This window comes from Limimaricola cinnabarinus (assembly GCF_002723615.1).
Taxonomy (GTDB): domain Bacteria; phylum Pseudomonadota; class Alphaproteobacteria; order Rhodobacterales; family Rhodobacteraceae; genus Limimaricola; species Limimaricola cinnabarinus_B.
The window spans coordinates 159,025-170,493 of the sequence record NZ_KZ304953.1 but is presented as its reverse complement, the minus strand read 5'-3'; the positions used below and the strand labels follow the sequence as shown (position 1 = coordinate 170,493).

8 protein-coding genes are annotated in these 11,469 nt (G+C 69.4%); 5 read left to right on the top strand and 3 right to left on the bottom strand.

The features are described from left to right. Positions 1-101 precede the first annotated feature (101 nt). On the top strand, positions 102-296 hold the full coding sequence (locus tag CJ301_RS05415) for a SlyX family protein (protein ID WP_099275067.1): 195 nt from the start codon (positions 102-104) through the stop codon (positions 294-296). Between the two features lie 4 nt (positions 297-300). Here the strand turns inward: CJ301_RS05415 and CJ301_RS05410 are convergent, their stop codons facing one another. The 3 genes from CJ301_RS05410 to CJ301_RS05400 all read right to left on the bottom strand — a co-directional run bounded on the left by CJ301_RS05410 (position 301) and on the right by CJ301_RS05400 (position 4,939). After that, positions 301-873, bottom strand: a complete 573-nt coding sequence (locus tag CJ301_RS05410; RefSeq protein WP_099275065.1) for a hypothetical protein — start codon at positions 871-873, stop codon at positions 301-303. Between the two features lie 76 nt (positions 874-949). Beyond that, positions 950-4,459, bottom strand: coding sequence for a DNA polymerase III subunit alpha (gene dnaE / locus CJ301_RS05405; protein WP_099275063.1), 3,510 nt, complete (start codon positions 4,457-4,459; stop codon positions 950-952). A 60-nt stretch (positions 4,460-4,519) separates the two neighbouring features. Continuing rightward, on the bottom strand, positions 4,520-4,939 hold the full coding sequence (locus CJ301_RS05400; protein WP_162620424.1) for a PRC-barrel domain-containing protein: 420 nt from the start codon (positions 4,937-4,939) through the stop codon (positions 4,520-4,522). Between the two features lie 197 nt (positions 4,940-5,136). Between CJ301_RS05400 and xdhA the strand changes: the two genes are divergently transcribed. From xdhA to CJ301_RS05380, 4 genes are read left to right on the top strand one after another with little or no spacing between them, the layout of a single operon-like run. Beyond that, positions 5,137-6,621 (top strand): xanthine dehydrogenase small subunit, encoded by a 1,485-nt coding sequence (gene xdhA / locus CJ301_RS05395; protein WP_099275059.1) that lies wholly within the window; start codon positions 5,137-5,139, stop codon positions 6,619-6,621. Next, positions 6,618-9,020: a xanthine dehydrogenase molybdopterin binding subunit gene (xdhB, locus tag CJ301_RS05390; protein WP_099275057.1), complete on the top strand. Its 2,403-nt coding sequence runs from the start codon at positions 6,618-6,620 to the stop codon at positions 9,018-9,020. The genes xdhA and xdhB overlap by 4 nt, the downstream gene beginning before the upstream one ends. Next, a complete protein-coding gene (xdhC, locus tag CJ301_RS05385) occupies positions 9,017-9,946 on the top strand; it encodes a xanthine dehydrogenase accessory protein XdhC (RefSeq protein ID WP_099275055.1) in 930 nt (309 codons plus the stop codon). Before xdhB ends, xdhC begins: the two co-directional genes overlap by 4 nt. Beyond that, positions 9,943-11,466 (top strand): ABC transporter ATP-binding protein, encoded by a 1,524-nt coding sequence (locus tag CJ301_RS05380; RefSeq protein ID WP_099275052.1) that lies wholly within the window; start codon positions 9,943-9,945, stop codon positions 11,464-11,466. Before xdhC ends, CJ301_RS05380 begins: the two co-directional genes overlap by 4 nt. Positions 11,467-11,469: the final 3 nt, after the last annotated feature.

Here is an 11,469-nt window from a genome sequence, read left to right as displayed (position 1 = left end):
GTCCTTTCGGGAGCGGAGTCGCGCGCGGGCTTAGCGCGGGGCGGTCGCGGGAGCAAGCTTCGGGGCTTGAAACCCCGGCGCGGCTGGTGTGTTTAGCGGATATGAGCACACAGATCGACATCGAAGAGCGGCTGAGTCACCTGATCCGCACCGTCGACGACCTGTCGGACGTGGTGGCGCGCCAGGAGCGCGAGATCGCGGTGCTGACGCGTCAGGTGCTGCGGCTGACCGAGCGGGCCGAGGCGGATGCCGAAGGCTCCGTCACCCTGACCGACCAGCGCCCGCCGCACTGGTAGGGTCTCAGCCCTCGACCCCCATCGCCAGAACGCGCCTGTCATGCAGCAGCATGTCGGCGTGGCGTCCGCTCGCGCCGAAGGCGGCATAGGCGGTGAGAAAGCTGGTGTTGCGCGCGAGCCGGTCCGTGGCCGCGCCGCAGGGCTGCCCTTTTGGCACGCCGCAGATCTGCCGCTTCACCTCCTCATAGGCCATGGCGATCGGCCCATGGGCCACGCCCGCGCCATAAGCTGTCGTCTCATGCACCGAGACATCGCCGAACAGCGCCAACGCGGCGGTGAACTGCCGGGCGCAGCCATCGTCGAAACCGGTGAGATATTGCGTGCGCCGCGCGGTCGAGTTGGCGGCGGTGTCATAAAGCGTGAAGCCCGCCTCCGTGGCCACCGGCGTGCCCAGCGCCCGCCTGGACAGGCCGCAGACCCTGGCGACCTCGCCGAAGGGCAGCGTCGCACCCGGCGCGATCTCGCGCGTGTCGGGCGGCGGCGTGGAGAGGCTGGCGCTGCCGCCGCCGGGACCGGCCTCGCAGGCGGCAAGGAGGATCAGGGCGCAGATGACGGGCGCAAGGCGCATGGGGCGCATGGGGCGGTCTCCGGTTGCAATCTGGCGAGGTTCTAGCACGCCGCGCGCCCGCGTCCATCGCGCGGGCGGCAGCGCTTCAGACCTCCTCGACCTCGATCACGCCCGGAAGCGATCTGAGCGCGCCCTTGATCTGCGGCGTCACCGGCCAGTCGGCGCCGCAATCGATCTCGACCTCGCCGGGCAGCCCCTCGCCCATCAGGCAGATGCTGATCGGCCCGCGCGCGATGCGCTGGCCCTTCGGCACCTCGCGGCCCGCGCGTTCCAGAACACCCGCCAGCATGGTGATCGCATCGGGCTGTTCGAGGAACACCCTGAGCCCCGAGCCGCCCGCATCCGCGACCACCCCCTCGATCGGCGCGACCGAGCGGCCAAGAAGCTTGAGCTGGTCGCTCTCCATCGTCGCCTCGACCTGCACCACCACCTGTGAGCCGGTCTCTAGGTGCTCTCGCGCCGCCTCCAGCGTGTCGGAGAACATCGTCACCTCGAACTGCCCGGTCGGGTCCGAGAGCTGCACGAAGGCGAAGCGGTTGCCGCGCGCCGATTTGCGCTCCTGCCGCCCCGCCACCGTGCCTGCCATCTTGCCGACGAAGGCGCCGCGCGCGCCCGCCTGCTCGGTCACCTCGTCGAGCGTCATCACCCCTTTGCGCTTCAGGGGCGCGAGGTAGTCGTCGAGCGGGTGGCCCGAGAGGTAGAAGCCGACCGCCTTGAACTCCTCGGCCAGCCGCTCGGCGGGCAGCCAGTCGGTCACCTGCGGCATGCGCGGCTCGGGCAGGTCTTCGCCCGCCTCGCCGAAGAGCGAGACCTGCGCGGAGGCCTTCTGCTCGTGGATCGCGGCCGAATAGGCGACCAGCGCGTCGAGCCCGGAAAAGACCCGGCGGCGGTTGCGGTCGAGCGCGTCGAAGGCCCCGGCGCGGGCCAGCATCTCCAGGGGCCGCTTGCCCACCTTCTTGAGCTCGACCCGGCGCGCGAGGTCATAAAGCGTGGCGAAGGGCCTGTCGCCGCGCCCCTCGACGATCAGCTTCATCGCCTCGAGCCCGACATTCTTCAGCGCGCCCAGCGCATAGACGAGCTTGCCGTCCTGCACGTCGAAACTGGCCTGGCTGCGGTTCACGCAAGGCGGGGTCCAGTCGAGCGCGAGCCCCTTGCGGACCTCCTGGAAATAGACGCCGAGCTTGTCGGTGAGGTGGATGTCGCAGTTCATGACGCCCGCCATGAACTCCACCGGATGGTTCGCCTTGAGCCATGCGGTCTGGTAGCTGACCACGGCGTAGGCTGCGGCGTGGGACTTGTTGAAGCCGTAATTGGCGAACTTCTCGAGAAGGTCGAAGACCTCCATCGCCTTCTTCTTGTCGACCCCGTTCGCCATCGCGCCTTCGACGAATTTGGGGCGCTCCTTGGCCATCTCCTCGGCGATCTTCTTGCCCATGGCGCGGCGCAACAGGTCGGCGCCGCCAAGGCTGTAGCCCGCCATGACCTGCGCGATCTGCATCACCTGTTCCTGGTAGACGATGATGCCCTGCGTCTCGGCGAGGATGTAGTCGATCGAGGGATGGATCGAGGTGATCTCGCGCAGACCGTTCTTGACCTCGCAATAGACCGGGATGTTCTCCATCGGGCCGGGGCGGTAGAGCGCCACCAGCGCCACGATGTCCTCGATGCAGGTGGGCTTCATGCGCTTGAGCGCATCCATCATGCCCGAGGATTCCACCTGGAACACCGCGACCGTCTTGGCGCGGGAATAGAGCTCGTAGGTCTTGGCGTCGTCGAGCGGGATCAGGTTGATCTGGTTCTCACCGCCCTCGGGCGGCTGGTAGATCTCGGTCCCGTCCTCGGCGACATGCAGCGGGCGGCCCGATTTCAGGATCAGGTCCATCGCGTTCTGGATGACGGTGAGCGTCTTGAGCCCGAGGAAGTCGAACTTCACCAGACCCGCCTGCTCGACCCATTTCATGTTGAACTGGGTTGCGGGCATGTCGGAGCGCGGATCGCGGTAGAGCGGCACCAGCGCGTCGAGCGGCCGGTCGCCGATCACCACGCCCGCCGCGTGGGTCGAGGCGTTGCGGTAGAGCCCCTCGACCTGCTGGGCATAGGTCAGAAGGCGGTTCACCACCTCCTCGTTCTTGGCCTCCTCGCGCAGGCGCGGCTCGTCGGCCAGTGCCTTCTCGATCGAGACGGGCTTCACCCCCTCCACCGGGATCATCTTCGACAATCGGTCGACCTGCCCGTAGGGCATCTGCAGCACCCGGCCCACGTCGCGCACGGCGGCCTTGGACAAAAGCGCGCCGAAGGTGATGATCTGGCCCACCTTCTCGCGGCCGTATTTCTCCTGCACGTAGCGGATCACCTCCTCGCGGCGATCCATGCAGAAGTCGATGTCGAAGTCGGGCATCGAGACCCGTTCGGGGTTGAGAAAGCGTTCGAACAGCAGGGAGTAGCGCAGCGGGTCGAGGTCGGTGATGGTCAGCGCGTAAGCGACGAGGGAGCCCGCGCCCGAGCCCCGGCCCGGCCCGACCGGGATGTCGTGCTCCTTGGACCATTTGATGAAGTCGGCGACGATCAGGAAATAGCCCGGAAAGCCCATTCCCTCGATGATGCCGAGCTCGAATTCGAGCCGCGCCTCGTACTCCTCGACGCTCACCGCATGCGGGATCACCGCGAGGCGGGCCTTCAGCCCCTCCTGCGCCTGACGGCGCAGCTCGACCACCTCGTCATCGGCGAATTTCGGCAAAATCGGCGCGCGCTTGTAGGTCTTGAAGGCGCAGCGGCGCGCGATCTCGACGGTGTTCTCCAGCGCCTCGGGCAGGTCGGCAAACAGCGTCGCCATCTCCTGCGGGCTCTTGAAGTAGTGCTGCGAAGTGAGCCTGCGGCGCGGCTCCTGCTGGTCGACATAGGCGCCCTGCGCGATGCAGATCAGCGCGTCATGCGCCTCGTAGATCTCGGGCTTGGGAAAATAGACGTCGTTGGTCGCGACCAGCGGCAGGTCCATCGCATAGGCCATCTCGACATGGCCGCGCTCCGAGAGCTTTTCCGCCTCGGGCAGCCCGTCCTCGCCCGGGTGGCGCTGCAGCTCGACATAGAGCCGGTCGGGGAAGGCCGCCTTGAGCCGCCGCATCAGCGCCTCGGCCTTGGGCCTCTGGCCCTGCCGCAAAAGCCGCCCGACGGGGCCGTCCGGGCCGCCCGAGAGGCAGATCAGCCCGCCCGAGAGCGCCTCGATCTCCTCGATCGAGACCTGCGGCAGCTGCCCGTCCTCCTTCAGGTAGAGGCAGGAGTTCAGCTTCATCAGGTTCATGTAGCCGGCCTCAGACTGCGCCAGCAGAACGATGGGCGCGGGCAGCTCGGGCTTCTTGCCCGGCTCGGGCGGCAGGTAGCACAGATCGACCTGGCAGCCGACGATCGGCTGCACCCCCGATTTCGACGCGCCTTCGGAGAATTCGAGCGCGGCGAACATGTTGTTGGTGTCGGTGATCGCCACCGCGGGCATCTCGGCCTTGGCGGCGAGGCCGGGCAGCTTCTTCACGGGAATCGCCCCTTCGAGCAGCGAATGCTCGGTGTGGACGCGCAGGTGGATGAATCGGGGATTGGCCATGGGGGAGGTTCTACCCCGCCCGGGCGGGCGCGGGAAGCGCGCGCCGCCCCTGCCCCCCGGTCAGTCGGAAAGTTGTGATGCGAGATCCACGAGCTTTTGCGAGCCGGTCAGATCGGCGGCGGCCTGCGTGGCGCGGATCGCCTTGCCGTCGGCGCTCTCGACCGAGAGGAGCTGCCACGGCACGAGGATGCGGGTGCCCTCCGAGGTCTCGACCAGCGCGCCTGCGAGCTTGCCGCCGGGAATGGCCACGAAATCGCGCACCGTGCCGACCGTCTTGCCCTCAGCGTCGGTCAGCTCCATGCCAAGGAAATCCCGGATCAGCAGCTGGTCGGCGGCCATCTCGCCGAGCTTTTCGACGGCATCGCCGATGGGGCCACCCATGGCCCCGTCGATGCCGTCGATGCTATCGAGCGGCGATTGCGCCCCTGCCGGTCCGGCAATGAGGGCGGCGAGGGCAGCGGCGCGAAGGGGGCGGATCATGGTCGGGCTCCTTTCTGGCATGACCGGGGCGAACGCGGGCCCATGCGCTCGCGTTCCGCAACGACAGATACGAGAGGCTTGCCAAGCGCGCCCCGCATCGGGTTTCATGTCGGGTGACATGAGGGTGTCCCGGTCTACGCCGCATCGACCGGGAGCGGTTGCCCCAAGGCACATGGTAAGGCGGCGGATCTATCGTGATGACCGAGATCGCGTTTCTTCTCAACGGGGAGACGGTACGCGCAGGCGGAGCGCCGACGCGCAGCCTGCTCGATTACCTTCGTGAACAAAAGGGCCTGACCGGCACCAAGGAGGGCTGCAACGAGGGCGATTGCGGCGCCTGCACCGTGATCGTCACCGACCCCGATGGGGGGCTCAAGGCGCTCAACGCCTGCATCCTGTTCCTGCCGCAGCTTCAGGGCCGCGCCGTGCGCACGGTCGAGGGGTTGGCCGAGGGCGGCGCGCTGCACCCGGTGCAGCAGGCGATGGTGGAGCACCATGGCAGCCAGTGCGGCTTCTGCACGCCGGGCTTCGTGATGGCGATGGCCGCCGCCCACGCGCAGGGCCGCACCGACCATGACGACCAGCTCGCGGGCAATCTGTGCCGCTGCACCGGCTACGCGCCGATCATCCGCGCCGCCGAGGCCGCCGAGGGCGCGGCCCTGCCCGCATGGATCGATGGCGACCGCGAGAAGCTCGCGGCGCTGTCCGCCCAGACCACCGCCGGCGAGGCGGCGCAGAGCGCCGATGCCGCCGCCGCGCCCGCTGGCGGCCGCGCGCCCTATGAGCCCGAGGCGGGCCGGGGCTCGGACGCCACGCTGACCGAGGCGCCGGGCTTCATCCCCGAAAACGCCGACGAGCTGGCCGCTTGGTATCTCGACCACCCCGAGGCGACGCTGATCGGCGGGGCCACCGACGTCGCGCTATGGGTGACCAAGGGGCTGCGCGCCCTGCCCGAGACCGCCTTTCTCAACCGCTGCGAGGATCTCAAGACCGTCGAGACCGGGAATGGCCGCATCCGCTTCGGCGCGGGCGTGACCATGACGCGGGTGATGGAGACGGTTGAGGCCCCCTACCCCTCCTATGCCGAGATGGTGCGCCGCTACGGGTCGGTGCAGGTGCGAGGCGCCGCCACCATCGGCGGCAGCCTCGCCAATGGCTCGCCCATCGGTGACAACGCCCCCGCGCTGATCGCGCTCGGCGCGACGATCCACCTGCGGCGAGGCGACGACCGGCGCGAGCTGCCGCTGGAGGATTTCTTCATCGATTACGGCAAGCAGGACCGGCAACCGGGCGAGTTCGTCGAGGCGGTGAGCCTGCCCGAGGGCCGCGACAGCTTCCGCGTCTACAAGATCTCCAAGCGCTTCGATCAGGACATCTCCGCCGTCTGCGCCGCCTTCGACGTGACCGTCGAGGACGGCACCGTCACGCAAGTCCGCACCGGCTTTGGCGGCATGGCCGCGACGCCCAAGCGTGCTGCGGCCTTCGAAGCCGCGCTCACCGGAAAGCCGTGGAGCATGGAGAGCGTCGAGGCGGCGCTGCCCGCGCTGGCCGATGATTTCACCCCGCTGTCGGACATGCGCGCCTCCGCCGCCTACCGTCTGGAGGCGGCGCAGGGCCTCGCGCGGCGCTACTTTGCCGAAGTCTCGGGCCAGCGAACCAGCGTGTTGGAGGTGAAGGCATGAGCGTCGGCAAACCCCTCCCGCATGACAGCGCCGTCCTGCACGTCACCGGTCAGGCGCGCTACATCGACGACATCCCCGCCCCGGCCCACGCGCTGCACCTCGCCTTCGGCCTGTCGCGCATCGCGCGCGGGCGCGTGGTGTCGATGAATCTCGACAAGGTCCGCGCCGCCCCGGGCGTCGTGGCGGTGCTGACGGCGGACGACCTCGACCGCCCCGCCGACTGCTCGCCCAGCGCGCATGACGAGCCGCTCCTGTCGGACGGCACGGTGCATTACATCGGCCAGCAGCTTTTTCTCGTCGCGGCCGACAGCCACCTCGCCGCGCGCAAGGCGGCGCGGCTGGCGGAGGTCGAATACGAGGAAGAGGAGCCGATCCTCACCGTCGAGCAGGCGCTCGCCGCCAATTCGCGCTTCGAGGACGGGCCGCGCATCTGGACCAAGGGCGATGCCGACGCCGCCATCGCGAATGCCCCGCGCAAGCTCAAGGGCCGGATCGAGATGGGCGGTCAGGAGCATTTCTACCTCGAAGGCATGGCCGCGATGGCCCAGCCGCAGGAGGACGGCATGACCGTCCACTCCTCCACCCAGCACCCGACCGAGATCCAGCACAAGGTGGCCGACGCGCTCGGCCTGCCGATGTCGGCCGTGAAGGTCGAGTGCCGCCGCATGGGCGGCGGCTTCGGCGGCAAGGAAAGCCAGGGCAACGCGCTCGCCGTGGCCTGCGCGATCATGGCCGCGAAGACGGGCCGCGCCTGCCGGATGCGCTACGACCGCGACGACGACATGACCATCACCGGAAAGCGGCACGATTTCCGCGTCGATTACGAGGTCGGCTACGACGATCAGGGCCGCGTGCTGGGCATCGACTTCACCCATTACACCCGCTGCGGCTGGTCGCTCGACCTGTCGCTGCCGGTGGCCGACCGGGCGATGCTGCATGCCGACAACGCCTATCTTCTGGATGCCGTGCGCATCACCTCGCACCGGCTCAAGACCAACCACCAATCCGCCACCGCCTATCGCGGCTTCGGCGGACCGCAGGGGGTCTTGGGCATCGAGCGGGTGATGGATCAGGTGGCGCATGAGCTTGGCCTCGACCCGGTCGAGGTGCGCCGTCGCAACTTCTACCGCGCCGCGAGCCAGCTGAACGAGCAGCCGCAGCATCACGACGACCCCGCCCCCGCCCTGCCCAAGGACGGCGACACCGACCTCGCCTCGCGCGGGGCGCAGGCGCAGCTCCCCGAGAGCGAGGCCGAGCCGGAACAGGGCCGCAACACCACGCCCTACGGCATGGAGGTCACCGACTTCATCCTGCACGAGATGACCGAGCGGCTTCTGGAAACCTCGGACTACACCGCGCGCCGCGACGCCATCGCGCAGTGGAACGCCGAGAACCCGGTGATCAAGCGCGGCATCGCCTTTTCGCCGGTGAAGTTCGGCATCTCCTTCACGCTGACCCATCTCAACCAGGCGGGCGCGCTGGTGCATGTCTATCAGGACGGCTCGATCCACCTGAACCATGGCGGCACCGAGATGGGACAGGGGCTGTTCCGCAAGGTGGCGCAGGTCGCCGCCGCCCGTTTCGGCGTCTCGCCCGAGCGGGTGCGGATCACCGCGACCGACACCCACAAGGTGCCCAACACCTCGGCCACCGCCGCCTCCTCCGGCTCCGACCTCAACGGCATGGCGGCGCAGAACGCCTGCGACACGATCCGGGGCCGGATCGCCGAGTTCCTCGCCGGGCTGCACCAGTGCAGCGCGACGGAGGTGCGCTTTGCCGACGACCAGGTGCATGTCGGCGGCGAGACCCTGAGCTTCGAGCAGGCGGTGAAGCTCGCCTACGAGGCGCGGGTCAGCCTTTCGGCCACCGGCTTCTACAAGACGCCGGACCTGAAATGGGACCGGATCAAGGGACAGGGCCGTCCCTTCTTCTACTTCGCCCATGGCTGTGCGGTGACCGAGGTGGCCATCGACACGCTCACCGGCGAGAACCGCATCCTGCGCACCGACATCCTGCACGATGCGGGCCACTCGCTGAACCCGGCGCTCGACCGCGGCCAGATCGAGGGCGGCTACGTGCAGGGCGCGGGCTGGCTGACCACCGAGGAGCTGGTCTGGGACGATCACGGCGCGCTCAGGACCCACGCGCCGTCGACCTACAAGATCCCCGCCTGCTCGGACCGGCCGGATATGTTCGAGGTGAACCTGTGGGACGCGCCCAACCCGGCGCAGACCATCTACCGCTCCAAGGCCGTGGGCGAGCCGCCCTTCATGCTCGGCATCTCGGCCTTCCTCGCGCTGAGCCACGCAGCCTCGGCCTGCGGGCCGAACTACCCCAACCTCGATGCACCCGCCACCGCCGAGCGGGTGCTGGCCGCCACGCGGAGGGCCCGCGGGTGAGCTTCGATCGCGACGCCCTCGCCGCCTGCATCGCCGCGCATGGCGCGGCGGTGCGGGTGCTGGTCGCCGCGACCGCCGGATCGGCGCCGCGCGATCCGGGCACCGCGATGCTGGTCTGGGAAAACGGCCAGTCCGGCACCATCGGCGGCGGCGCGCTGGAGCACGAGGCGGTGCTGGCCGCGCGCGACATGCTGGAGGCGGGCCGCGCCACGGCGCAGCGCCGCCTGCCGCTCGGCCCCGCCTTGCGCCAATGCTGCGGCGGCGCGGTGACGCTGGTCTGGGAGCGGTTCGACGAAGCCACCCTGCCCCCGCCCGGCCCCCGTGCCCGCGCGATGGGCCCGGCCGGTGACATGCCCGAAGCGGTCGCCCGCAAGCGCGCGGCGATGCGCCCCGGCGCGCCGCCCGCGCTCCTCGACGGCTGGCTGATCGAGGCCGCCATGCCCGAAGCCCGGCCGCTCTGGGTCTGGGGCGCGGGCCATGTCGGCCGCGCCATCGTTTCGGTCATGGCGCCGCTGCCGGGCCGGGCGATCACATGGATCGACCTTGCCCCCGACTGTTTCCCCGACGATATCCCCGAGGGCGTCACCGCGATCCCCGCCGCCAATCCCGCCGCGCTCATGCCGCGCGCGCCCGCCGAGGCCGATCACCTGATCCTGACCCGCGACCACGATCTCGACCTCGCACTGTGCCACGCCGCCCTTGCCCATGGCTTCGCCAGCTGCGGGCTGATCGGCTCGGCCACCAAATGGGCCCGCTTCCGGTCACGCCTCTCCGCGCTGGGCCATTCCAATGCCTTGATTTCCCGCATCGCCTGTCCGATAGGCGACACCTCTCTCGGCCGCGATCCCCAGGCCATTGCCGTCGGGGTCGCGAGCGCGCTACTGAAAGGCGGGAATGAAAAGATGACGAGGGACCGCGCCGTATGACGACGCCGCTGCTGGAGCTGTCCGGCCTGACCAAGGCCTATCCCGGCGTGGTCGCCAATTCGGAGGTCTCCTTCGACATCGCCCGCGGCGAGGTGCACGCGCTGCTGGGCGAAAACGGCGCCGGGAAATCCACGCTGGTCAAGACGATCTACGGCCTCGTGCAGCCCGATACCGGGCAGATGCGGCTCGACGGCAAACCTTTCGCGCCCCCGGAGCCGCGCGCCGCGCGCGCCTCCGGCGTCGCCATGGTGTTCCAGCATTTCTCGCTCTTCGACGCGATGAACGTGGCCGAGAACGTCGCGCTCGGCATGGAGGAGCCGCCCGCGCTGAACCGGCTCGCGCAGCAGATCCGCGAGGTCTCCAACGCCTACGGCCTGCCGCTCGACCCCGACCGCATCGTCGGCGACCTCTCGGCAGGCGAACGGCAGAGGGTCGAGATCGTGCGCTGCCTGCTGCAGGAGCCGCGGCTCCTGATCATGGACGAGCCGACCTCGGTGCTCACCCCGCAGGAGGTGAACATCCTGTTCGAGACCCTGCGCAAGCTGCGCGCCGAAGGCGTCTCAATCCTCTATATCAGCCACAAGCTCGAAGAGATCCGCACGATCTGTGATCAAGCCACGATCCTGCGCCACGGCAAGGTCGTCGGCAAATGCGACCCCAAGACCACGGCGGCGCGCGATATGGCCGAGCAGATGGTCGGCGCGACGCTTTCGACGCCGTCGCGCGCGGGCGGGCGCACCGGCGAGGTGGTGCTGGAGCTGACGGGCCTTTCCGCCCCCGCCCCGCGCGCCTTCGGCACCGCCCTGCGCGATATCGATCTTGAGCTGCGCGCGGGCGAGGTGCTGGGCATCGGCGGCGTCGCGGGCAACGGGCAGGACGAACTGGCCATGGCGCTCTCGGGCGAGATGGCAACCGCTCCCGGCATGATCCGCTTCAAGGGCCGCGAGATCGGGCGCGAAGGGGTCACCGCGCGCCGCCACATGGGTCTCCTTTGCGCGCCCGAAGAACGGATGGGCCACGCCGCCGCCCCCGACATGAGCCTCACAGAAAACGCGCTGCTGACCGCCGGTCCGCGCGAGGATCTGGTGCGGCACGGCTTCCTGCGCTGGGGCCGCGCCAAGGGTTTCGCCGAAAAGGTGATCGAGCGCTTCGACGTGCGCACCCCCGGCCCCGGCACGGCGGCGCGGGCGCTGTCTGGCGGCAACCTGCAGAAATTCGTCATCGGGCGCGAGATCATGCAGCGCCCCGAGGTGCTGGTCGTCAACCAGCCGACATGGGGCGTCGACGCCGCCGCCGCCGCGACGATCCGGCAGGCGCTTCTGGATCTCGCCGAGGCGGGTGCTGCGCTGATCGTGATCAGCCAGGACCTCGACGAGCTGATGGAAATCTCGGACCGCTTCGCCGCGCTCAACGGCGGCACGCTGAGCGCCCCGCGCCCGGCGCAGGGCCTGGGAATCGACGAGATCGGGATGATGCTGGGTGGCGCGCATGACATGGCGCCAGCGCATGGGGAAAGCTGAGGG

What these genes read in the sequence shown, in the direction of transcription:
- CJ301_RS05380 (WP_099275052.1), top strand. Translation starts at nt 9,943, where the DNA reads ATGACGACGCCGCTGCTGGAGCTGTCCGGCCTGACCAAGGCCTATCCC.
- CJ301_RS05400 (WP_162620424.1), bottom strand. Translation starts at nt 4,939, where the DNA reads ATGATCCGCCCCCTTCGCGCCGCTGCCCTCGCCGCCCTCATTGCCGGA.
- xdhA (WP_099275059.1), top strand. Translation starts at nt 5,137, where the DNA reads ATGACCGAGATCGCGTTTCTTCTCAACGGGGAGACGGTACGCGCAGGC.
- dnaE (WP_099275063.1), bottom strand. Translation starts at nt 4,459, where the DNA reads ATGGCCAATCCCCGATTCATCCACCTGCGCGTCCACACCGAGCATTCG.
- CJ301_RS05415 (WP_099275067.1), top strand. Translation starts at nt 102, where the DNA reads ATGAGCACACAGATCGACATCGAAGAGCGGCTGAGTCACCTGATCCGC.
- CJ301_RS05410 (WP_099275065.1), bottom strand. Translation starts at nt 873, where the DNA reads ATGCGCCCCATGCGCCTTGCGCCCGTCATCTGCGCCCTGATCCTCCTT.
- xdhB (WP_099275057.1), top strand. Translation starts at nt 6,618, where the DNA reads ATGAGCGTCGGCAAACCCCTCCCGCATGACAGCGCCGTCCTGCACGTC.